This window comes from Micromonospora sp. WMMA1976 (genome assembly GCF_027497335.1).
Classification (GTDB): Bacteria; Actinomycetota; Actinomycetes; order Mycobacteriales; family Micromonosporaceae; genus Micromonospora; species Micromonospora aurantiaca.
On record NZ_CP114912.1, the window covers coordinates 6,424,606 to 6,446,539 of the forward strand.

Genomic DNA, 21,934 nt, shown 5'->3' on the forward strand with positions numbered 1-21,934 from the left:
GGTTCACTTTCGTCGTGCCGTACCCCGAGGTGGTCTCGGGGTCGGCACCCAACCCTCCCCGAGCCCGGTGCCGTCGCGGGCCCGCCGGGCCTAGGCTCGTCAGGTGACCGCCTGGCTGGGCGCCGTCCGGCGCGTCGAACCGTACCTGCCGGTGCTGCTGGCCGGGACGGTGGCCGCCGCCACCTGGGCCTCGGCGACCGGCGGGCTCGGTGTCCGCTCGCCGTTGCCGACCGCGGTGATCCTACTGCTCGCGCTGGCCACCGGCGCCTCGGTGCTCTCGTCACGCCGCTGGGTGCTACCCGTCGTGGCCGCCGTGGGCTGGCTGGTCCTGGCCGCCTGGGCGGCCGTCGTGGTCACGTCCTGGCGGGCCGGCACCGGACTGCGGGGCCGGCACCTCGCCGCGTACCTGCTCGGGACGCTCCCGGTCATGCTCGCCGGAATGGCGGTCGGCAGCGCGGTGGGTGGCGAACGCCGCCTGGTCATGGCCACCCCCGCAAACGCGGTGGTGTTCTACGCCTGGCTGGTGATCGCTCCGGCGATCGTCGGGCTCTGGATCCGCGCCCGCCGGGACGCCCTGGTGGCCCTGCGGGACCGGGCCGAGCGGCTGGAGCGCGAGCAGGAGGCGCGTGCCGACCGGGTACGGGCCGACGAACGGGCCAGGATCGCGCGGGAGATGCACGACGTCGTCGCGCACCGGGTCTCGCTCATGGTGGTGCACGCGGGTGCCCTGGAGGTGACCACGGCCGACCCCGCCACGGTCGAGACGGCCGCGTTGATCCGGTCCACGGGCCGGGCCGCTTTGACCGACCTGCGGGAGGTGCTCGGCGTGCTGCGTCAGGAACGGCCGCTCCCGGCACCGGGTTGGGACACGGTCGACGACCTGGTCCGTGAGTCGCGCGCGGCCGGGCTGCGGGTGAGCCGGTCGGACGAGGGAACACCCGGGCCGGTGCCGGACGCGGTGGCCCGCACCGTGCACCGGGTGGTGCAGGAAGGGCTGACGAATGTGCGGAAACACGCCCCGGACGCGGCGGTCGACGTACGCCTGCGGCACCTGGCGGACGGGGTCGAGGTCACCGTCCGCAACGACCGGTCCGACCGTCGCGATCCGGTGCTGCCGGGTGCCGGGCTCGGCCTGGTCGGCCTGCGCGAACGGGTCGAGCTGACCGGTGGGCGGCTCACGGCGGGGCCGACCCCCGGCGGCGGATTCCTGCTGCATGCGCTGGTGCCGGCCGGGGAGACGTCATGATCCGGGTCGTGCTCGCGGACGACGAGCAGCTCATCCGCGCGGGGCTCCGGCTCATCCTGGAGGCCGCGCCGGACATCGCCGTGGTCGGCGAGGCCGCCGACGGTACCGAGGCGCTGGCCGCCGCTGTCCGGCTACGCCCCGACGTGGTGCTGCTGGACGTTCGCATGCCCGTCGTCGACGGGCTGGCCGCCGCTTCCGGAATCGTGGCCGCCGGACCGAAGGTGGTCATGCTGACCACCTTCGACCTGGACGAGTACGTGCACGAGGCGCTCCGGGCCGGCGCGGTCGGCTTCCTCCTCAAGGACACACCGCCCCGGGAACTCGCCGCCGCCGTACGGACCGTCGCGGCCGGGAACGCCATGCTCGCGCCGACGGTGACCCGGCGGCTGATCAGCTCCTTCGCCGAGCGTGGTCCGGCGCGACGGGAGGCGGCCCGGCAGCGGCTGTCCCGGCTGACCGAGCGGGAGGCGGCGGTCGTGCGCGAGGTGGCCCGGGGTGACGGGAACGCCGAGGTGGGCCGCCGGGTGGGTGCCAGTGAGGCGACCGTGAAGACGCACGTCAGCCGCGCGCTGGCCAAGCTCGGTGTGGCCAACCGGGTGCAGCTCGCCATCCTCGTGCACGACGCCGACCTGCTGGACTGACAAGCCCGGTCACCGGCCGGCGGCGCGTTCACGGGCGCGCCGCCGGCCCCAGCGAACGGCCTCGAACAGACCGGTGACCGCCAGCGAGATGGCGACGCCGGCGAGCAGCCCGGACAGCGGGTTGTGCTCGAACGCCAGCCCACCGAAGTAGCCCAGCAGCCCGCAGTAGACCCCCCAGGTGGTGCACGCCAGGCCGTCGTACAGCAGGAACGTGCGCGCCGGGTAGCGGACCGCGCCCATGGTCAGCGTGACCGCGGTCCGGCCGCCGGGGACGTACCGGGCGGTGGTCAGGATCATCCCGCCGCGCCTGTCGACCGCCCGGCGGGCCCACTCCGAACTGGCCCGCCGCCTGCTGTCCGCCGGGAAGCGGGCCAGCCGGTGCGCGCCGCCACCGCGCCCGATCGCGTACGAGATGTGGTCGCCCACGAGCGCGCCGAGCGCGGCGGTCACGATCACCAGCGCCAGGTTCGGCTCGCCGCCGGCCGCGAAGACCCCCGCGGTGATCACCACAGTTTCGCCCGGTACGGCCGGGAAGAACGCGTCGACCGCGGTGACCGCGATGATCACCAGGTATACCCACGGTGACGTCACCGTGTGGTGCAGCAGGTCGAGCACGTCCCCCATGCACCCATGCTCGGGGGTGCGGTGTTAAGCCCGGGCCCTTCCCGTGCAAAAGGCGTCAACAAGGGGCCCTTCCTTCTCCTCGGCCGTGGGCCCGCGCGACGTGAGCACCACCGGCGCCCCCAGCGCCTCCGAGACCGCAGCCGGCCAGTCGGCGGGCGACTCGTCCAGCACCGGCCGGGCCCGCATCAGCCGCTCGGTGAGCGCCGCCTGCCGGTCCAGGTCACCGGCCGGGCCGGGGACGAGCCGGTCCAGACCGTCGTACCGGCGGCAGATCCGCAGCTCCGGGCCGGCCAGGTCGAGGTGGGTCAGCGCCAGCCCGTCCACCCCACCGGCCACCTCCAGCGCGTACCGGTGGGCGACCGCGTCGAAGTGCCCGAACCGGAAGCGGCCTTGCCAGGGGTTCGTCCCGTTGTGGCGGTCGGTGAACGGCAGCGCCGCGTCCTCGGTGACCAGCGGCCCGGGACCGTGCCGGGTGGTGGTGGCCCGCAGCACGCCGAGCCGCTGCGCGGTACCGGCCATGCCCGCCTCGGCGAGCAGCGTCTCGGCGTTGGCGAACGTCGTGGTGCTCCACGTCGTGTACGGGTGGAAGCCGTGCCACTCGTCCAGCAGCACCCCCTGGGCGCCCTCGAACACGCAGGTGCCCTCGCGCAGCGCGGATGCCAGCCAGGTCCGGTCGACGATCGCGACCCGGCGCGCGAAGGCCGCGTACGCGGGCAGGCAGTCCTCCACCGGCGGCGCGTCGAGCGGGCCCAGTTCGGCGGTGAGCCGGTCCAGTAGCGCGGTCAGCCGCCGGCGCAGCACCGCCGGGCGGCGGCAGTCCGCCACCCGGGGTGCCTCGTCGGGGTGGGCGAGGCCGTACGCGACCGCCTCGCCCACCCCGAGCCCGCAGGAGCCGTGCCGGTCGGCTCCCCGGGCGATCTCCCGGGCGCGGTTCGCGGCCCGGTGGTACGGGGTGGCGAGCAGCGCCTCCCCGTCCACTGTCAGACGGTCGAGCGCGTCCGGCACGCCGACCGACGCGAGGTGATCGGCCTCGGCGGCCAGCGCCAGCGGGTCCACCACCACGTGCCGCGCCAGGTGTGTCCGTACGCCCGGACGGAACGTCCCGGCGCCGAACTGCGCGAACGTGTGGTGCCTCCCGTCGCGCAGGACGACGTTGTGCGCCGCCTGCGCGCCCCCGTTGAACCGGACCACCGTGTGCACCTGCCGGGTGGCGCAGAGCAGGTCCACCACTGTGCCCTTGCCGGCGTCGCCGTAGCCGAGGTCGACCACCGTCACGTGGTTCACAGCCGGGTGACCCCGCTTCCGCCGTCGGCCGGGCTGAACGGCAGCGTCGCCACCGCACGCCGGCCGGAGCCGAGCCGGGCGAGCGCCTTCGAGACGGTCCGGGTGGCGGTGGAGCCGGCCCGGTCCAGGTCGCGCAGCCCGGCGTCCAGGTCGATGGCCTGCTCGCCGAGGCCGACGGTGAGCGCGATCGTCTCGCAGACCGCGTCCAGGTCGTCCAGCTCGACAGCGTTCTGCCCGAGCAGGCCGCGCCAGAAGTCCAGCACCTTGCGGTTGCCCGCGTAGTGGCTGCCGGCGGGCAGCAGGTAGTAGGTGTCCCAGCGCGCGGTCACCTCGTCCACCATCTGCCGGACCGGCATGTCCTCGCCCAGGCCGTCGCCGATCAGCCGGGTCACCTCAGCGGCCTTCACCGCCGGGTACGCCAGTTCGTCGCCGATGATGAACAGGTAGCCGCGCCGGCCGCGCTTGTCCCAGCTGTCGGTGGCCGTGTGCCGGGCCATGAAATAGAGCGCCAGCTCGTACGACTCCATCATCTGGCCGCCACCGCCGCCCTCCAGCACGATCCGGCCGAGGTCGTCGTCCATCCGGTTGTCGGACTCGAACTGCCCGACCTGCAACGGCACCCGGTCGCAGGTGGCGTCGCCGATCGCGCCGAACATGACCTGCGGGTCCTTCGCGTACCCCTGCCGCAGCAGCAGGCCGAGCAGCTGCGGCAGCTTGCTCTGCAGCACCCGGGGTACGTGTCCCATCGAGCCGGTGACGTCGAACAGCACGGCGATCGGCGTCGACTGCGGGTGCTCGGCGGAGTCGCGGCTCTCCCGCAGCGCGTCGCGCGGGTCGAGCGCCGGGTGCACCTTGCGGGCGCCGCTGTCGCTGTACGAGAACGCGCTCTTTCCGGTGCGGCGCCGGTAACGGTCGGCGGCGTCGTACACGTCGGTGGACCAGATTCCACTGCCCACGGCAGCCTCCCTACGGGTTGAGGGTGAAGGGTCGGAAGGTGCGCGGCCCGTACAGCCGGTGCAGCACCTCGTCCAGTTCGCGCAGCAGCCGCCAGGCGTCGTCCGGCCGGCTGGCGAGCGCGGCGCCCTGGCAGCCGTCGGCGAAGGCGCGCAGCTCGCGCGGCGCGCGGTCGCCCATCAGCCAGGTCATGCAGCGGGCGGCCATCGCGATGTCGGTGCCCGGGCCGCACTGCCGCTTCGCGGCGACCTCCGGCGGATACCAGGCCTCGTGGCCGGGCACCAGCGCCGGCACGAGCCCACCGGGCTCGGCCGAGAAGCACCAGTCGACGAGCACCACGCCGTGCGCGTCCGGCTCGATCAGGACGTGCCGGGGCAGCACCGCGCCGTGCACCACGCCGGCCCGGTGGGCCAGGCCGAGCGCCACGAGCAGCCGCCGCCACATCCAGGCCGCGTCGCGCGGGTCCAGCCCGTCCGGGTACGCGCGGCGTACGTCGTCCAGGCTGCGCAGCCCGGGTACGGTCACCAGCTCGTTGACCTGCCGTTGCACGCCCGTGGACGGGTCACGCGCCGGGTAGGAGTCGACGAGCCGGGGCACGTATGCGAGGTGCTTGGCGTCGCCGCGCTCGGCGATCCGGCGCAACGCGCGCGCCTCGCGGGCCATCAGGTCGTTGTCGCCGGGGTGCCGGGCCACCTTGAGCAGCCGCCCGTCCCCGTGGTCGTGCAGGTCGGCGACGTCGCCGGCGTACGTCGGGGCGGGGGTGCGCCACCGGGTGGTGACGGTGACCAGCGCTTCGGCGGCGGCGGCGCGTACCCCGGGCTCGGCCGCGCCCAGCCGGTCGGGGTGCAGCGCGCCGACCAGCTCGCGGTAGCGGCGGGCCGGCTCCTGCGTGCCGAACAGGTCGGCGTCGGTACGCGCAGCGGTGACCAGCCGGATCGCCTCCTCGGTCCTCACCGCACCGTCTCCTCCCGGGCGGGGCGCAGGAGCGCCGGGTGCAGCAGCCGGGCGTCTCCGGCGCGGTAGAGCTTGGCCCGGGGGCCGCCGCGCGCGCCGCCGCGTTCGGTGCTGGCGCCGGTGCTCTCCACGAAGCCGGGCACCGAGAGCACCTTGCGGTGGAAGTTGCCGGCGTGCAGCGGGTGGCCCCAGACCGTCTCGTAGACCTCCCGCAGCTCGGTGACTGTGAACTCGGGGGCGAGGAACCGGGTGGCCAGCGGCGTGTACTCCAGCTTGGAGCGGGCGCGCTCCAAGCCGTCGTCGATGATCCGGCCGTGGTCGAAGGCGAGCTGCCGGCTGGTGAGCGCGGTGACCGGCAGCCAGATCGCCTCGTCGGCGTCGGTGTCGGCGACCGGGTCGGGCAGGTCGGGGGCGAATGCCAGGTGCGCGACCGAGACCACCCGCATGCGCGGGTCGCGGTCGGGGGCGCCGTAGCTGCCGAGCTGTTCCAGGTGCACCCGGCGCAGCCGCTCGCCGCCGAGGCCGGTCTCTTCGGCCAGCTCGCGCCGGGCGCCCGCGGTCAGGTCCTCGTCCGGGTGGACGAAGCCGCCGGGCAGCGCCCAGTGCCCCGCGTAGGGCGGCGCACCCCGGCGGATCAGCAGCAGGTGCAGCGCGCCCTCGCGGATGGTCAGGGCGACCACGTCGACGGTGACCGCGACCGCGGGGTAGTCCCGGGGGTCGTACCCGGCGAGGAAGTCCTGCTCGTTCACGGTCACTCACTCTCAGGTTGAGAACAACTCAATCTGAGAACAACTTAGCGCCGAAAAGAGGGGACGGCAAGTCCCCTCTTTCGCTCAGCGCACCGAACCGACCAGATGCGGCCTTCCGTCCCGGGCGCTGTGCAGCGCGAAGTCCCAGCCCGCGCCGGTCGTCGAGGCGCTGAACGCGACTGTCGACGGCAGCGGCACCGGCAGCTTGAACGACACGTCCACCGTGTACGCCTCGGGCAGCCGGGGTTCCAGCGCGGCCAGGCAGCGGGCCTTGCTCCACATGCCGTGCGCGATCGGGCGCGGGAAGCCGAACAGCCGCGCGCCCAGCTTCGACGTGTGGATCGGATTGTGGTCGCCGGAGACCCGGGCGTAGTCCGTACCCACGCGGGGTGTCACCCGCCACCGGGCCGAGGCGGCCGGCGGCGCCGGGCGGTCGCCCCTGTCGCGCCGCGGGCCGCCGCCGGACGCGCGCTCCTTCCCGAGGTACGTGGACACGCCGCGCCACACCTCCTCGCCGCCGATCGACCCGACCAGCACCACGTCGAGCTGGCGGCCCCGCTCGTGCGGGCGCAGGTTCTCCGCGTACGTGTGGAAGTCGACGTTCTCGCCGACCTCGACCGGGCGGTGCACGGTGATCCGGTTGGCCACGTGCACCACGCCGGTGAGCGGGATGGGAAAGCCCGGACCCGTCATCAGCCGCAGCGACAGCGGGAACCCGAGCACGTGCAGGTACGTCGCCGGCAGCCGGTCGGTCAGCCGGAACCCGCACACCCGGTCGTAGTCCGCCAGGTGCCGCTGATCCACAGCGACCCCGCCAACGGCAAGTTCCAGCCCCGGCACGTCCCCACCGCGCCGCCCCCCGACCCCAGGCACCACCCCGAGTAGCGCCCGCCGATAAAGCGCCGAACTGGCCGGCAGCCCGTCCAACTCCACCCGCCGCCGCCCCGCCGCTCCTTCACCCCGTTGATCATGAAGTTGGCTGCCTTGTGGATCTCCAGAAATGCCGTCAACTTCATGATCGTCGGAGGAGGGGCGGGCCTGCGTGCGAGCCAGGGCGGCGGCTCGGGCCGCCGTGAGGTCGCGGGTGGGGCCCTCGATCAGGTCGTGCAGGGTCAGGTCGTCGTCCTCGTGGTCCTTCGGCATCACGCCCCCAGGAGGCTCTGGCCGCAGACCCGGACCACGTTGCCGCTGACCGCGCCGGTCGCCGGCCAGGAGAGCCACCCGATCGTCTCGGCCACGTCCACCGGCAGGCCGCCCTGGGCCATGCTGTTCATCCGCCGTCCCGCCTCGCGGATGGTCAGCGGGATACGCGCGGTCAGCCGGGTCTCGATGAAGCCCGGCGCCACGGCGTTCAGGCTGATCCCGCGCTCGCGCAGCACCGGGGAGAGCGAGTCGACCAGGCCGATCACGCCGGCCTTGCTCGTCGCGTAGTTGGTCTGCCCCCGGTTGCCGGCGATCCCGGCGATCGACGAGACCGAGACGATCCGGCCGCCGGCCGGAATCAGGTCGCGTTCCAGCAGCACGTCGTTGATGCGCTCCTGGCTGGACAGGTTCACGTCGATCACCGAGTCCCACCGGTCGGCGTCCATCCGGCCCAGCGTCTTGTCCCGGGTGATGCCCGCGTTGTGCACCACCACGTCGACCCGCCCGTGCCGGGACGCCAGGTGCTCCGCCAGCCGGGTCGGCGCATCCGGCGCGGTCAGGTCGAGCTGCACCGCGCTGCCGCCGATGTCGTTGGCGACGGCGGCCAGCTCGTCCCCGGCCGCCGGGATGTCCAGCGCCACCACCTGCGCGCCGTCGCGGGCCAGCACCTTCGCCAGCGCCGCGCCGATGCCCCGGGCCGCGCCGGTCACCAGCACCACCTGCCCGTCGAGTGGCCGGTCCCAGTCGGCCGGGGCGACGGCGGTGCCGGTGCCGACCCGGATCACCTGGCCCGAGACGTACGCGGACCGGCCGGAGAGCAGGAACCGGAGCGTGGACTCCAGGCTCACCGGGGTGCCGGCGTCACCCTCGCGCGTGACGTAGACCAGCTGGGCCGTCACGCCCCGGCCGAACTCCTTGCCGATGCTGCGGGTCAGGCCCTCCAGCGCGCGCTGGGCGGTAGCCTCCCGGGGGGAGCCGCACTCGGCCGGCGGCGTGCCCAGCACGATCACCCGGCCGCTGGGCACCAGCGAGCGGGCCTGCGGGTGGAAGAAGTCGTAGAGCTGGCGCAGCCCGGCGGAGTCGGTGATGCCGCTGGCGTCGTACATCAGGGCCGCGAAGCGGCGGTCGGCGTCGTGGGCGGCGACCGGGTCGGCCAGCTCGACCCCGGCGGCGGTCAGGATCTTCCCGGCCGGCTCGGCGATCCGGCCGCCGGCCGAGGAGCCGAGCAGGACCGGCCCGGGAACGAGCGGGTCACCCGGCGTGTGTCGGCGCAGTCGGGGCGGGTCGGGCAGCCCGAGGCGCTTGACCAGCGCGCGACCGGCCCCCGTCTGGACGAAGCTCGCGTACCTGTCGGTCATAGGCGTAGCCTACTGGCGAGTAGGGTTCGGGCAACAGTTTCGAGGGAGGCCGATCGTGCAGAGTGTCCGGCGGGTCGCGGTCATCGGGGGCAACCGCATCCCCTTCGCCCGGTCCAACTCGCGCTACGCGCACGCGTCGAACGCGGACATGCTCGGTGCGGCGCTCGACGGGCTGGTCGCCCGGTTCGGGCTGGCCGGCGAGCGGGTCGGCGAGGTGGTGGCCGGCGCGGTGCTCAAGCACTCCCGCGACTTCAACCTCACCCGTGAGGTGGTGCTCGGCTCCCGGCTCGACCCGCACACCCCCGCGTACGACATCCAGCAGGCCTGCGGCACCGGGCTGGAAGCGGCCATCCTGGTCGCCAACAAGATCGCCCTCGGGCAGATCGAGGTCGGCATCGCCGGTGGCGTCGACACCACCTCGGACGCGCCGCTCGCCGTCAACGAGGACATGCGGCGCACGCTGCTCCAGCTCAACTCCGCCCGTACGCTCGGCGAACGACTCAAGATCGCGGCGAAGCTGCGCCCGCACCAGCCGTTCAAGCCGGAGATCCCGCGCAACGCCGAACCCCGTACCGGGCTGTCCATGGGTGAGCACGCGGCCCGCACGGCGCTGCGCTGGAACGTCGACCGGACCGCGCAGGACGAACTCGCGCTGCGCTCGCACCAGCGGCTCGCCGCCGCGTACGACAAGGGGTTCTTCGACGACCTGATGACCCCCTACCTGGGGCTGACCCGCGACCAGAACCTGCGCCCGGACACCAGCCTGGAGAAGCTCGGCTCGCTCAAGCCGGTCTTCGGCGCCTCCGGTGCGGACGCCGAGCGGGCCACCATGACCGCCGGCAACTCCTCGCCGCTCACCGACGGCGCATCGACGGTGCTGCTCGCGTCCGAGGAGTGGGCCAAGGCGCACAACCTGCCGGTGCTGGCCTGGTTCTCCTGGTCCGAGACCGCCGCCGTCGACTTCGTGCACGGCGACGAGGGCCTGTTGATGGCCCCCACGTACGCGGTGCCGCGGATGCTGGCCCGCGCCGGGCTGAGCCTCCAGGACTTCGACTTCTACGAGATCCACGAGGCGTTCGCCTCCCAGGTGCTGGCGACGCTGGCGGCCTGGGAGTCGCCGGAGTTCTGCAAGGAGCGCCTCGGCCTGGACGCGCCGCTCGGTTCCATCGACCGGGAGAAGCTCAACGTCAACGGCTCGTCGCTGGCGGCCGGGCACCCGTTCGCCGCCACCGGCGGCCGGATCGTCGCCACGCTGGCCAAGCTGCTGGACCAGAAGGGCAGCGGGCGCGGCCTGATCTCCATCTGTGCGGCCGGCGGGCAGGGCGTGACAGCGATCCTGGAGCGCTGACGACGGCGTCCCGCCCGGTTCTCCACCGGGCGGGCAACCCGCCTGCCGGCCCGTTCCGTCCCCTGGGCATGAGGCGAACGAGGAGCGGCGCCCCGTGACCGGGCGTGACGAGGAGTTCCGCGACTACGTGACCGCCCGGCTGGAGCCGCTGCGCCGCACGGCGTACCTGCTCTGCCGGGACTGGCACACGGCGGACGACCTGGTGTCGATCACGCTGGGCAAGCTCTACCGCAACTGGCGACGGGCGCTCGGCGCGAACAACATCGACGCGTACGTCCGGGGGATGCTCACCAACGCGTGGCTGGACGAACGGCGCCGCCCGTGGCGGCGGGAGCACAGCACCGACGAGGTGCCGGACCGGGCGGACCTGGCAGCCGGGGAGCCGTCGGTCGGTGAGCGGGAGATGCTGCTGGACCTGCTGGGCGGGCTCGCGCCGCGGCGTCGGGCGGTGGTGGTGCTCCGGTTCTACTGCGACCTGTCCGTCGAGGAGACCGCGCAGATCCTGGGCGTCACCACCGGCACCGTGAAGAGCCAGTCCGCCCGCGCGCTGGAGACGCTGCGGCTGCTCGCCTCGCACCATTCGACAGTGGAGAGCGGGAGGCGGCGATGACGTACCGGCAGATCTTCGACGCGGCGATCGGCGACGCGCCGCCGACGACGGTCGACGTGGACGCCCTGGTGGCGCGGGAGGGCCGGCGTCGCCGGCGTCGGGTGGGCGCGTACGCCTCGGCGACAGCGGTGCTGGCGCTGGCGTTCGGCGTCGGCGTGGTCGTGCAGCCGGGAGCGTCAGGCGGCCCGGCGCCCACCCTCCCGGTCGCGTCGGCCTCCGCCTCCGCCCGGTCCGAGCCGGAGCGCCTGCAAGCGGCGATCCTTACCGCGTTCCACCGGGAGGCGCCGGACCTGCGGTGGGTGCAGGGCGGGTCGACCGCCGACCGCGAGACCTGGGACGGCCCGGTCACCGACACGCCGCCGTGGACGGTGAAGCCGTTCCAGTGGGAGTCCATGACCGGCTGGTTCGCGGTGGGTGTCGCCGCTAGGGGCGAGGTCCGGTCGTATCTGACCATCAACGTGGGCAGGATGCGCCCCGGCCACACGAGCCCGGGCGACTGCACCCCCGGCCAGGTCACGTGCCGGTCCTTCACCGGCCCCGCGGGTGAGCTCGTGGTGGCGCACGACACGGAGGGCAGGCGCCTGGTCGGGTCGGTGACCAAGCGCACGGTCCTGCGTAGCGTGACCGTCGAGCGGGCCGACGGCACCAACGTGTCGGTGCAGACGGTCTCGTCCACCGACCGGCATCTGATGACAGTCGAGGAGATGGCTGCGGTCGCGCTCGACCCGGAGATCCGGCTGGGCTGACGCCGTGTCCCGGTCCGGCCCGCCCACAGGCCGGACCGGGTACCGGCGTCGCCGGGACCGGCCCGGGCCTCATGAAAGACTGAGGTACGTGACGACGATCCCGAACGTGCTCGCCAACCGGTACGCCTCGCCCGAACTGGTCGCCCTCTGGTCGCCGGAGGAGAAGGTCCGGATGGAGCGCCGGCTCTGGCTGGCGGTGCTCAAGGCCCAGCGTGACCTCGGCGTGCCGGTGCCGGACGGGGTCGTCGAGGCGTACGAGCGGGTGGTCGACCAGGTCGACCTGGCCTCGATCGCGGCGCGCGAGCGGGTCACCCGGCACGACGTGAAGGCCCGGATCGAGGAGTTCAGCGCGCTCGCCGGGCACGAGCACGTGCACAAGGGGATGACCTCCCGAGACCTCACCGAGAACGTCGAGCAGCTCCAGATCCGCGCCTCGCTGGAGCTGATCCGGGACCGCGTGGTCGCCACGCTGACCCGGCTGGGCTGGCACGCGGGCGAGTACTCCGCGCTGGTGATGACCGGCCGTTCGCACAACGTCGCCGCGCAGGCCACCACGCTCGGCAAGCGCTTCGCGTCGGCGGCCGAGGAGCTGCTCATCGCGTACGAGCGGCTGGAGGACCTGATCGGCCGCTACCCGCTGCGCGGGATCAAGGGACCGGTGGGCACCGCCGCCGACCAGCTCGACCTGTTCGACGGCGACGCCGGCAAGGTGGCCGAGCTGGAGCAGCGGGTGGCCGGGCACCTGGGCTTCCGCCGGGTGCTGGACAGCGTCGGCCAGGTCTACCCGCGCTCGCTGGACTTCGACGTGCTCTCCGCGCTGGCCCAGGTGGCCGCCGCGCCGTCCTCGCTGGCGACCACGATCCGGCTCATGGTGGGCCAGGAGCTGGTCACCGAGGGCTTCAAGCCGGGCCAGGTCGGGTCCAGCGCGATGCCGCACAAGATGAACACGCGCTCGTCGGAGCGGGTGAACGGCTTCGCGGTGATCATCCGAGGTTACCTGTCGATGGTCGGTGAGCTGGCCGGCGACCAGTGGAACGAGGGTGACGTCTCCTGCTCGGTGGTGCGCCGGGTCGCGCTGCCCGATGCGTTCTTCGCCGCCGACGGGCTGTTCCAGACGTTCCTCACCGTGCTGGACGAGTTCGGCCCGTACCCGGCGGTGATCAACCGGGAGCTGGAGCGTTTCCTGCCGTTCCTCGCCACCACGAAGATCCTCGTGGCCGCCGTACGCCGGGGTGTCGGCCGGGAGGTCGCGCACGAGGTGATCAAGGAGCACGCGGTCGCCGTGGCGCTGGCGATGCGGGAGAAGGGCGCGGCCGAGAACGACCTGTTCGACCGCCTCGCCGCAGACGGCCGGCTGGGCCTCACCCGGGCCGAGATCGACACCCTGGTGGCCGACCGCAACGCCTTCGTAGGCGCCGCCACCGACCAGGTCACTCGGGTGACCGCAAGAATCACCAAGATCGTCGAATCCCACCCCGAGGCCGCCACCTACTCCCCGCCCCCCATCCTCTGACCTCTTCTTCCGGTTCTTCCGGTCGATCATGAAGTTGGCGGCACTCAAGGAGATCATTCCTGCCGTCAACTTCATGATCGACCCGGTGAACGGGCCGGTCAGGGGCCGGTGGGGGTTTCGGCTGCGGAACTCAGGTTGGGGGCGGACGCGGGTTCGGCGATGCCGCCGGGAGCGGAGGCGATCTCCGGGTCGTGGGCGGTCTCGGCCGCGATCGCCGGCTGGTCCGGCGGCATGACGTCAGGCATCTTCGGCGCGACGATCACCGCCGTGCCGTACGCGCAGATCTCCATCCACATCTCGCCGCAGTCCCGGCTGTCGAAGCGCATGCCGATCACCGCGTTCGCGCCCAGGCGGCGCGCCTCCTCGCCGAGGCGGGCCACCGAGTCGGTACGCCACCGGGTCAGGTTGTCCGGCGCCATCGGGTCGTAGGCGCCACCTCGCAGGTTCTTGACCCCCTCGCGGTACGGGTTGCGGGTCCTCGCCATCGAGGAGACCACTTCGCCGAGGATCTGGCGGATCTCGTAGCCGGGCAGTTGATCCGTCGTCACGACCAGCACACTTCCGATGCTGTCAGTCCCCGGCCGGGTGGTTCGCGAGCCGTGTTCAGCTGAACGGATGCTGAAAAACGGCGCGGCGCGGACGGCCGGGACGCACCCGGCCGATCCGCGCCGCATCGGCATCAACCGTCAGACACCGGCCGTCGAGGTGATCCAGGACCGGTTGTACGCGACACTGCCGTAGTTCTGGATCGTGGTGCCGTTGGCGGTGGAGGCCACGCCGACCTGCCGGCCGTTGTAGAACTGCGGGCCGCCCGAGTCGCCGCGCCACGCGTTGCCGTTGACCCGGGTGCTCCGGATCGCCTGGCCACCGTACGCGTCGGTGACGCTGGTGCTGGTCACCTGGACGGTGGCGGTCTTGAGCTGGGGCGACGCGCCGCAGCCGCTGTAGCAGGTCATGCCCCAGCCGTAGATCGTGTTCGTCGAGCCGACCGGCGGGTTGCTGCTGGCGAGCGAGACGGCGGAGGTGCTGACCGTGCTGGACAGGCGCAGCAGGGCCAGGTCGTAGCGGGTGTAGGAGGCGCTCACGGTTCGGGTCACGCCGCCCGAGGCGTAGTAGACGCTGCCGACCCGGACCGACATGGTGCCGCTGACGCAGTGCCGGGCGGTGAGCACCCACTGGGGCGCGATCACGCTGCCGGAGCAGGTGAACGAGCCGTTGCTGAAGACGGCGGCAGCCCACGGCGCGGACGAGACGGTGCCGCCGCCGATGATCGGCTGGGGGCCGGCCGGCGCGGCGGTGGCGCCGGAGGCGGTGGCCAGGACGCCGGCCAGCGCGGTGGTCAGCACGGCGAGCAGGGGACGGAGGCGCATGTCGGGGCTCCTTCTGCGCGGACGCCCGGGGGTTGCCGGGCAGGGGGTGACACCCGCCGGCTTGGGGTGGGCCGGCGAGGGACATCGATCTAACTCATCGACATCTGACGATGCATGCTACGACCGCGACACCCTCTGTCACAAGGTGCGGATCGAATCACGCCGATGGCGTGACGCGCGCCGCGTACCGCACGAGTGTGCTGTCGGATACCGGTCCAAGGTGGGGTGTTTCACGGCAGAATGCCTGCTGGGAGGCGTTGTCGAAGGGCTCCGGCGAGCACGCAGCGCAACGAATTCGCATCGACGCCGCAACGAACGGGCAACGGTGCCGGTCCGGCCCTGCCGGTGGCGCCGATCGGTGCCGGAACTGCCCCCGGCCGGTGCGGGCCGGGCGGTATCTGCCAGGTAGGCTGGCTGCGCTCGCCCGATTGTTGGGCCGGCACCCAACTGCGTACACAGTCAGGAGTGCCCAGTGCCTCGCGTCGTAGTCGACGTCATGCTCAAGCCCGAGATCCTCGATCCGCAGGGCCAGGCCGTCGCAAACGCGCTGCCCCGCCTCGGCGTCAGTGACGTCGCCTCGGTTCGGATCGGCAGGCGGATCGAGATCGAGTTCACCGGCGAACCGGACCTGGACCGGGCCCGGGAGATCGCCGACAAGCTGCTGGCCAACCCGGTCATCGAGGACTTCACCGTCCGCGTGGTCACCGCCGACGAGACCGCGGGCGCGCAGTCGTGACCGCCCGGGTCGGTGTGGTCACCTTCCCCGGCTCGCTCGACGACGGGGACGCGGCCCGGGCCGTACGGATCGCCGGCGCCGAGGCGGTCCGGCTCTGGCACGGCGACCCGGACCTGCACGGGGTGGACGCTGTCGTCCTGCCCGGCGGCTTCTCCTACGGCGACTACCTGCGCTGCGGCGCCATCGCCCGGTTCGCCCCGGTGATGGAGACGATCGTCCAGGCCGCGCGCGGTGGCCTGCCGGTGCTCGGCATCTGCAACGGCTTCCAGATCCTCTGCGAGGCCCATCTGTTGCCCGGGGCGCTCACCCGCAACCAGCACCTGCACTTCCGCAACCGGGACCAGGTCCTGCGGATCGAGAGCACCGGCACCGCCTGGACGAACGCGTTCCAGCCGGGCCAGGAGGTGCTCATCCCGGTCAAGAACGGCGAGGGCTGCTACGTCGCCGACCCCGCGACGCTCGACCGGCTGGAGGGCGAGGGCCGCGTCGTCGCCCGCTACGTCGGCGGCAACCCCAACGGATCGCAGCGCGACATCGCGGCTATCACCAACGAGGCCGGCAACGTCGTCGGCATCATGCCGCACCCCGAGCACGCGGTGGAGGCGCTCACCGGCCCCTCCCTGGACGGCCTCGGCTTCTTCACCTCGGTGCTCAAGCATCTGGTGGGAGCGCCGGCGTGATGGTGGCCGGGAACATCGGTCGGCTCACCCGCCGCACCGGCGGCGAGCGCAGCAAGGAGACGTCATGACCACCCATCCGGACCCGGCCCTGCGCGAGGCGCAGGGCGTGGTGCCGCAGGCCGGCCCGAACGACGACTGGGCGCTGGGCGTGGACACCGTTCCCCGGGCCGCCGACTCGCCGGAGGAGCTTCAGCCGTACGCCGAGCTGGGCCTCCGCGACGACGAGTACGACCGGATCCGGCACATCCTCGGCCGCCGGCCCACCCAGGCCGAGCTGGCCATGTACTCGATCATGTGGAGCGAGCACTGCTCCTACAAGTCGAGCAAGGTGCACCTCCGCCAGTTCGGCGAGAAGGCGCCGCCGAGTGACCGGCTGCTCGCCGGCATCGGCGAGAACGCCGGCGTGGTCCGGGTCTCCGACGAGCTGGCGGTGACCTTCAAGGTCGAGTCGCACAACCACCCGAGCTTCGTCGAGCCATACCAGGGCGCGGCGACCGGCGTCGGCGGCATCGTCCGCGACATCCTCGCCATGGGCGCCCGCCCGGTCGCCGTGATGGACCCGCTGCGCTTCGGCGCGGCCGACCACCCGGACACCGCCCGGGTCCTGCCCGGCGTGGTCGCCGGCGTCGGCGGCTACGGCAACTGCCTGGGCCTGCCCAACATCGGCGGCGAGGTCGTCTTCGACCCCTGCTACCAGGGGAACCCGCTCGTCAACGCGCTCTGCCTGGGCGTGCTGCCGGTCGACCGGCTGCAGAAGAAGGACGCCACCGGCCCCGGCAACATCGTGGTGCTGATGGGCGCCAAGACCGGCCGCGACGGCATCGGCGGCGTGTCGGTGCTCGCCAGCGCCACCTTCGACGAGGGCAGCGAGCAGCGCCGCCCGTCCGTGCAGGTGGGTGACCCCTTCATGGAGAAGCTGCTCATCGAGGCGTGCCTGGAGCTGTACGACGCCGAACTGGTCGTCGGCATCCAGGACCTCGGCGGCGCCGGCCTGACCTGCGCCCTCACCGAGACCGCCGCCTCCGCCGGCACCGGCATGCGGGTCTGGCTGGAGCGCGTGCCGCTGCGCGAGCCGTCGATGGAGCCGCACGAGATCCTGGCCAGCGAGTCCCAGGAGCGGATGCTGCTCGTCGTCTCGCCGGACAAGCTCGACGCCGTGCTGAAGACCGCCGAGAAGTGGGGCGTCTGGGCCACCGCCATCGGCGAGGTCACCGCACCGTCGGCGGACGGCCAGCCGGGCCGCCTGGTCATCACCTGGCGCGACCAGCTCGTGGTGGACGTGCCGCCGGGCTCGCTCGTCGACGACGGTCCGGTGTACGCCCGGCCGATGCGTGAGCCGGCCGACCTGATCCTGCTCCAGGCCGACCGCGCCGAGACGCTGCCCCGGCCGAGCACCCCGGAGGCGCTCCGGGAGACCGTGCTGCGCATGATCGCGTCGCCGAACCTGGCCGACAAGACCTGGGTCACCGAGCAGTACGACAGGTACGTGCTCGGCAACACCGTGCTCGCCCAGCCGGAGGACTCCGGCGTGATCCGGATCGACGAGCGCAGCGGCCTCGGCGTCGCGCTCTCGGTCGACGGCAACGGCCGGTACGCCCGCCTCGACCCGTACCACGGGACGAAGCTGGCGCTGGCCGAGGCGTACCGGAACGTGGCGGTGACCGGCGCGAAGCCGATCGCGGTGACCAACTGCCTGAACTTCGGCTCGCCGGAGGACCCGGGCGTGATGTGGCAGTTCGCCGAGGCCGTGCGCGGCCTGGCGGACGGCTGCCTGGAGCTGGGCATCCCGGTGACCGGCGGCAACGTCAGCTTCTACAACCAGACCGGCGCCGCCGCCATCCACCCGACCCCGGTGGTCGGCGTGCTGGGCGTGCTCGACGACGTCGCCGACCGCGTGCCGATGGGCTTCGTGCCGCGCCCGGCCGGCGACCACGACCAGCTGTTCCTGCTGGGCGAGACGCACGTCGAGCTGTCCGGCTCGGAGTGGGCCTGGGTGACGCACGAGCACCTGGGCGGCATCCCGCCGCAGGTCGACCTGGCCCGTGAGCGGCAGCTCGCCGAGCTGATGGCCGAGGCGGCCCGGGTCGGGCACCTCAGCTCCGCGCACGACCTGTCCGACGGCGGTCTGGCGCAGAGCCTCGTCGAGTCGGCCCTGCGCCGCGGCGTGGGCGCCCGGGTCGTGGTCCCGGAGCACTTCGCCGGTGGCTCGATGCCGTTCGTCTTCCTGTTCAGCGAGTCCGCCGGCCGCGTGCTGGTGTCGGTGCCGCGCGGCCACGAGAAGGCGTTCACCGCCCTGTGCGCCGAGCGCGGCGTGCCGTGGGAGTTCATCGGCGTCACCGACCCGGCCTCCGGCGCACTGGAGGTGCACGGCCAGTTCCGGATCGGCCTGGACGAGCTGCGCGAGGCGCACACCGGTACGCTCCCGCGCCTGTTCGGCGCCGCCGAGGCGGCCCGGGTGGAGGTGGAGGCGACCCGTACCGGGACCACCACTGTGCTTCCGGCCACCGCCGAGCAGCCGGTCGGCGTGGACCCGGCCGCTGTCGACGCCGAGCCGATCGCAGAGGCCGGCCGGGACACCCCGCCGGCCGACGCCGAGGCGTCCGCACCCGCTGTCGAGGCGCAGTCCGACGCGCCGGACGAGGCTGCGCAGGCCGACGCGACGACGCCCGTGGACGGAACCCCGGCCCAGGACGAGTCGGAGAATGCCGACGGGTCCGACGGTCCGGCTCCCGGTGAGCCGGCGCCGGGTCAGCGCTGAGGCGCTGGCCTTGGCCGTCTTCGCCCAACCCGGCTCCGGTGCCCGGTTCGACTGGGGACTGACCGGGGCGGCGGAACTCGGCCGGGTCTGTGCCGCCCTGGTGGTGGTGGACGTGTTGTCGTTCACCACCGCCGTGGAGGTGGCGGTGAGCCGTGGCATGCGGGTGCACCCGTTCCCGTGGGGTGAGCAGGCCGCCGACTACGCCCGCCGGGTGGGTGCCGTGGCCGCCGTGGGCCGCCGGAAGACGACTGCGGAGCACCAGTGGTCGCTGTCCCCGGCGGCGCTGCGGGCCGCGCCGGTCGTCGCCGACCTGGTGCTGCCCTCTCCGAACGGCTCGGCGATCAGCGCCGCCGCCAGCGCCACCGGAGTGCCGGTGGTCGCGGCGTGCCTGCGTAACGCACCCGCCGTCGGGCGCTGGCTCCTGGCCGAGGGGTACGGCTCGAAGGACGCACCCGTGGGCGTGGTGGCGGCCGGGGAGCGCTGGCCCGACGGGTCACTCCGGCCGTGCGTGGAGGACCAGCTCGGTGCGGCCTGCGTACTCGATGCGCTGGCCGGGGTGCCCGGCGGGCTCTCGGTGGAGGCTGCGATGGCGCTCGCCGCGCTGGCGAGCACGCCGGACGTGCCGGCGGCGGTCCGGGGCTGCGTCTCCGGGCGGGAACTCGCCGAGGGCGGCTTCGCCGAGGACGTCACGGTGGCGACCGAGGTGGGCGTCTCCGACGTGGTGCCGGTGCTCCGCCAGGGCTACTTCGCCCCGGCCTGATTCCCCCTGCTGACGACTGTGGCCGCCCGCTGTTCGCGGACGGCCACAGTTCTCACATCTGGTGCCGGTCAGTCGTCCAGCCAGTCGAGGCGTCGTCCGCTCCGGTCCGCCTGCCCGTCCGGGCGGGCGCGACCAGCCTGCGCCGGGTCGTTGGGGTAGCCGTTGTCGTAGCCGCCCGCGCGCTGCTGCGGCGGCTCCTGACCGTATCCGCCCTGCTGGCCGTAACCGCCCTGCGGGGCCTGGCCGTAGCCGTCGCCGTATCCGCCGCCCTGCTGGCCGTAGCCGCCGGACTGGTGGCCACCGTCGTAACCGCCACCGGTGTTGCCGTAGCCACCGGCCGACGCGTCGCCGTATCCGCCCTGCTGACGGCCGTTGTCGTAGCCACCTGTCGCGCCGCTGTCGTAGCCGCCCTGGGACCGGCTGTCGTAGCCACCGGGGTTGTCGTAGCCGCCCGCGGGCGCGTCGCCGTATCCGCCCTGCTGCCGGGTGCTGTCGTAGCCGCCGGCCGGGGCGTCGCCGTAGCCGCCGGCGGGGGCGCTGTCGTACCCGCCGGTCGGCGCGTCGCCGTAGCCGCCGCCCGCCGCGCGACCGCCGCCGTAGCCCGGGGCGTCGCCGTACCCGCCGGTCGGGTTGTCGCCGTAGCCCCCACCGGCGGCGTTGCCGTAGGCGCCGGTGGGCTCGCCGTACCCGCCCTGCGGGCGGGCGCTGTCGTACCCGCCGGTCGCGCCGTTGTCGTAGCCGCCCGACGCGGCACCGCCGTAGCCACCGGCCGCACCGTAACCGTCGCCCTGCTCCGGGCTGCGGCCGTACGGGGCCGAGCCGGCCTGGTCGTAGCCGCCGCGGTCCTGCTCCGGCTGGTAGGTGCTGGTCGGGTACGGGTCGGCCGCCGGCGCGTACTGCGTGCTGTCACCGGTGTAGCGGCCGGTGGGCTCGTCGAAGCGCTCGTTGCCGTAGCCGCCGCCCTGGGCCGCGTAGCCGGCCGCGCCCGCCGCCGCGCCTGCGGCGTAGCCGGCACCGGATGACGGGCCGTTGCCGTAGCCGGCACCGGAGGAGGGGCCGTTGCCGTAGCCGCCGCCCGACGAGGGCGCGTTGCCGTAGCCGCCCGCGCCGCCGTAACCGCCCTGGCCCGCTGCGTCGTCGCCGTAGCCGTAGCCGCCCTGGCCGCCACCTGCGCCGTACGCCGGGCCGGGCGGCGCGCCGTACGGGTCCGGCGGGACGTCGTCCACGACCGGCCGCTGGAGCATGGTGGGGGCGTCGCTGATCGAGGGGCCGCCGACCATCGTCGCGGCCGGCCCGGCGCCCATCCCGTTCACCACCCGGGTCTGGTCGTCGGTGCCGTGGTAGGCGCCCCGGGCGCCCGGGATCGCACCGGCCCCGCCGGGACCACCCGGACCGGCCGGCCCACCCGGACCGTCGCCGTCACCGTCGTCGCCCTCGTTCTTGCGGCGCATGTAGAGCAGCACGATGGTGCCCACGCCGACGGCGACGAACAGGCCGCCGAGCAGGATGAGCAGCCAGGAGCCGAAGCCGCCGGAATCCTCGTTCGCGGCCGGCTGCTGCGCGGCGGGCGCCTCGGCCGACGGGGTGTCGGTCGCCTCCTCGTCGAGCGGCTCCTCGGACGGCGGGGCGGACTCACTCGCCGACGGGCTGGCGCTCGGGCTCGCCGACGCCTTCAGCTGGATGCTGAGCCGGACGCCGGTCACCGACTGGCCGGCGTTCGCGTTTATCGACCGGGCGACCGGCGAGGCGCCGTCGGTGGAGGCGCCGAGGTCGATCCGGCCGGGCGCGATCGGGTTGGACTCGGAGCCGCTGAAGCTGAAGTTGCCGTTGCCGCTGGTGTTGGTGCGGCGTTCCTTGCCCGCGCTGTCGCGGAGCATGACCAGGGCGCCCTCGATCGGATCGCCGTCGGCGTTCACCACCTTGCCGGACACCGTCTTGACGGTCTGCGGCTGCTGCGGCGCCTCAACCTTGCCCTTGACCGCGAGCTGGAAGTTGCCGGTGGCCGGGTCGGAGTTGTTGGGCCGGACCTGCACCGTGACCGAGGCGTTGGCGTCCTGCGCGTTGTCGTTGGCGCGGATGGTGAGCAGTTGCGTCCGCGGCCTGTTGTTCCCGGGCGGGAAGTTGATCTGACCGCAGCCCGAGGCACAGCTGACGCCGGACGGCAGGCCGGTCAGGCCGATCTCCGCGCTCTCGTCGCCGTCGCCGGGAGTGACCTGGACGCTCACGGTCGCGTCGCTACCGGCGTTGACCGTAATCGATCCCGGAGAGACGCTGACGTTGGCGGCGAAGGCGGGAGCTGCGGGGACGGTGAGCAGGGCGCCGAAGACCAGCGCTACGACCACACCGGCCCGCTGCTTCCAGGCACGTCGGTGTGTTGACACGTCCACCGCCTTCCGGGTCTGATCGCCCCGCCGGCCGTTCGGCCGAGGTTGATCACTCACGGTACGAATAACGCCGTCG

The 21,934-nt window shown here is 73.5% G+C and carries 20 protein-coding genes; 10 read left to right on the forward strand and 10 right to left on the reverse strand.

The features are described from left to right. Positions 1-103 precede the first annotated feature (103 nt). Both O7546_RS29745 and O7546_RS29750 read left to right on the forward strand, forming a co-directional pair. The gene (locus tag O7546_RS29745) at positions 104-1,246 is read left to right on the forward strand and encodes a histidine kinase (protein ID WP_269697931.1); all 1,143 of its coding nucleotides are present in this window, start codon (positions 104-106) and stop codon (positions 1,244-1,246) included. Continuing rightward, entirely contained in the window at positions 1,243-1,887 is a 645-nt protein-coding gene (locus O7546_RS29750) for a response regulator transcription factor (protein WP_269697932.1), read from the forward strand. Before O7546_RS29745 ends, O7546_RS29750 begins: the two co-directional genes overlap by 4 nt. Before the next feature lie 9 nt (positions 1,888-1,896). Here O7546_RS29750 and O7546_RS29755 read toward each other — a convergent pair whose 3' ends face one another. The 7 genes from O7546_RS29755 to O7546_RS29785 all read right to left on the reverse strand — a co-directional run bounded on the left by O7546_RS29755 (position 1,897) and on the right by O7546_RS29785 (position 8,953). Further along, positions 1,897-2,511 carry a DedA family protein gene (locus O7546_RS29755; RefSeq protein WP_269697934.1) on the reverse strand — a complete coding sequence of 205 codons (615 nt, stop codon included), beginning with the start codon at positions 2,509-2,511 and terminating at the stop codon, positions 1,897-1,899. A 24-nt stretch (positions 2,512-2,535) separates the two neighbouring features. After that, positions 2,536-3,795, reverse strand: coding sequence for an adenylosuccinate synthetase (locus O7546_RS29760; protein WP_281600296.1), 1,260 nt, complete (start codon positions 3,793-3,795; stop codon positions 2,536-2,538). Further along, the gene (locus O7546_RS29765; protein WP_281600297.1) at positions 3,792-4,751 is read right to left on the reverse strand and encodes a hypothetical protein; all 960 of its coding nucleotides are present in this window, start codon (positions 4,749-4,751) and stop codon (positions 3,792-3,794) included. The genes O7546_RS29760 and O7546_RS29765 overlap by 4 nt, the downstream gene beginning before the upstream one ends. 10 nt (positions 4,752-4,761) lie before the next feature. After that, positions 4,762-5,703 (reverse strand): serine/threonine protein kinase, encoded by a 942-nt coding sequence (locus O7546_RS29770; protein ID WP_194800154.1) that lies wholly within the window; start codon positions 5,701-5,703, stop codon positions 4,762-4,764. Beyond that, positions 5,700-6,458 carry an NUDIX domain-containing protein gene (locus tag O7546_RS29775; RefSeq protein ID WP_194800153.1) on the reverse strand — a complete coding sequence of 253 codons (759 nt, stop codon included), beginning with the start codon at positions 6,456-6,458 and terminating at the stop codon, positions 5,700-5,702. Before O7546_RS29775 ends, O7546_RS29770 begins: the two co-directional genes overlap by 4 nt. Before the next feature lie 78 nt (positions 6,459-6,536). Next, entirely contained in the window at positions 6,537-7,595 is a 1,059-nt protein-coding gene (locus O7546_RS29780) for a MaoC/PaaZ C-terminal domain-containing protein (RefSeq protein ID WP_228531846.1), read from the reverse strand. Continuing rightward, complete coding sequence (locus O7546_RS29785) at positions 7,595-8,953, reverse strand: 3-oxoacyl-ACP reductase (RefSeq protein WP_194800152.1); 1,359 nt, start codon at positions 8,951-8,953, stop codon at positions 7,595-7,597. Before O7546_RS29785 ends, O7546_RS29780 begins: the two co-directional genes overlap by 1 nt. Before the next feature lie 55 nt (positions 8,954-9,008). Between O7546_RS29785 and O7546_RS29790 the strand changes: the two genes are divergently transcribed. The 4 genes from O7546_RS29790 (at position 9,009) to purB (ending at position 13,170) form a co-directional block, all read left to right on the forward strand. Next, a complete protein-coding gene (locus tag O7546_RS29790) occupies positions 9,009-10,301 on the forward strand; it encodes an acetyl-CoA C-acetyltransferase (protein WP_069088131.1) in 1,293 nt (430 codons plus the stop codon). Between the two features lie 94 nt (positions 10,302-10,395). Continuing rightward, entirely contained in the window at positions 10,396-10,911 is a 516-nt protein-coding gene (locus tag O7546_RS29795) for a SigE family RNA polymerase sigma factor (protein WP_194800151.1), read from the forward strand. Next, complete coding sequence (locus O7546_RS29800; protein WP_194800150.1) at positions 10,908-11,657, forward strand: hypothetical protein; 750 nt, start codon at positions 10,908-10,910, stop codon at positions 11,655-11,657. Before O7546_RS29795 ends, O7546_RS29800 begins: the two co-directional genes overlap by 4 nt. A gap of 88 nt (positions 11,658-11,745) precedes the next feature. Next, positions 11,746-13,170, forward strand: coding sequence for an adenylosuccinate lyase (purB, locus tag O7546_RS29805; RefSeq protein WP_194800149.1), 1,425 nt, complete (start codon positions 11,746-11,748; stop codon positions 13,168-13,170). 98 nt (positions 13,171-13,268) lie between these two features. Here the strand turns inward: purB and O7546_RS29810 are convergent, their stop codons facing one another. Together O7546_RS29810 and O7546_RS29815 are read right to left on the reverse strand one after the other, a co-directional pair. Beyond that, positions 13,269-13,844: a YbjQ family protein gene (locus O7546_RS29810; protein WP_194802200.1), complete on the reverse strand. Its 576-nt coding sequence runs from the start codon at positions 13,842-13,844 to the stop codon at positions 13,269-13,271. A 12-nt stretch (positions 13,845-13,856) separates the two neighbouring features. After that, positions 13,857-14,540 (reverse strand): trypsin-like serine protease, encoded by a 684-nt coding sequence (locus O7546_RS29815; protein ID WP_194802199.1) that lies wholly within the window; start codon positions 14,538-14,540, stop codon positions 13,857-13,859. 472 nt (positions 14,541-15,012) lie between these two features. Between O7546_RS29815 and purS the strand changes: the two genes are divergently transcribed. The 4 genes from purS (at position 15,013) to O7546_RS29835 (ending at position 19,474) form a co-directional block, all read left to right on the forward strand. Next, positions 15,013-15,276, forward strand: coding sequence for a phosphoribosylformylglycinamidine synthase subunit PurS (gene purS, locus O7546_RS29820; RefSeq protein ID WP_013473439.1), 264 nt, complete (start codon positions 15,013-15,015; stop codon positions 15,274-15,276). Continuing rightward, positions 15,273-15,956, forward strand: a complete 684-nt coding sequence (purQ, locus tag O7546_RS29825) for a phosphoribosylformylglycinamidine synthase subunit PurQ (RefSeq protein ID WP_018785472.1) — start codon at positions 15,273-15,275, stop codon at positions 15,954-15,956. The genes purS and purQ overlap by 4 nt, the downstream gene beginning before the upstream one ends. A gap of 64 nt (positions 15,957-16,020) precedes the next feature. After that, positions 16,021-18,714, forward strand: coding sequence for a phosphoribosylformylglycinamidine synthase subunit PurL (gene purL / locus O7546_RS29830; RefSeq protein ID WP_194802198.1), 2,694 nt, complete (start codon positions 16,021-16,023; stop codon positions 18,712-18,714). 10 nt (positions 18,715-18,724) lie between these two features. Continuing rightward, positions 18,725-19,474, forward strand: coding sequence for a 2-phosphosulfolactate phosphatase (locus O7546_RS29835; RefSeq protein ID WP_194802214.1), 750 nt, complete (start codon positions 18,725-18,727; stop codon positions 19,472-19,474). A gap of 68 nt (positions 19,475-19,542) precedes the next feature. Here the strand turns inward: O7546_RS29835 and O7546_RS29840 are convergent, their stop codons facing one another. Further along, positions 19,543-21,855, reverse strand: a complete 2,313-nt coding sequence (locus O7546_RS29840) for a carboxypeptidase-like regulatory domain-containing protein (RefSeq protein WP_194802197.1) — start codon at positions 21,853-21,855, stop codon at positions 19,543-19,545. Between the last annotated feature and the right edge of the window lie 79 nt (positions 21,856-21,934).

What these genes read in the sequence shown, in the direction of transcription:
- O7546_RS29750 (WP_269697932.1), top strand. Translation starts at nt 1,243, where the DNA reads ATGATCCGGGTCGTGCTCGCGGACGACGAGCAGCTCATCCGCGCGGGG.
- O7546_RS29755 (WP_269697934.1), bottom strand. Translation starts at nt 2,511, where the DNA reads ATGGGGGACGTGCTCGACCTGCTGCACCACACGGTGACGTCACCGTGG.
- O7546_RS29780 (WP_228531846.1), bottom strand. Translation starts at nt 7,595, where the DNA reads ATGCCGAAGGACCACGAGGACGACGACCTGACCCTGCACGACCTGATC.
- O7546_RS29785 (WP_194800152.1), bottom strand. Translation starts at nt 8,953, where the DNA reads ATGACCGACAGGTACGCGAGCTTCGTCCAGACGGGGGCCGGTCGCGCG.
- O7546_RS29800 (WP_194800150.1), top strand. Translation starts at nt 10,908, where the DNA reads ATGACGTACCGGCAGATCTTCGACGCGGCGATCGGCGACGCGCCGCCG.
- O7546_RS29810 (WP_194802200.1), bottom strand. Translation starts at nt 13,844, where the DNA reads ATGCGGCGCGGATCGGCCGGGTGCGTCCCGGCCGTCCGCGCCGCGCCG.
- O7546_RS29815 (WP_194802199.1), bottom strand. Translation starts at nt 14,540, where the DNA reads ATGCGCCTCCGTCCCCTGCTCGCCGTGCTGACCACCGCGCTGGCCGGC.
- purL (WP_194802198.1), top strand. Translation starts at nt 16,021, where the DNA reads ATGACCACCCATCCGGACCCGGCCCTGCGCGAGGCGCAGGGCGTGGTG.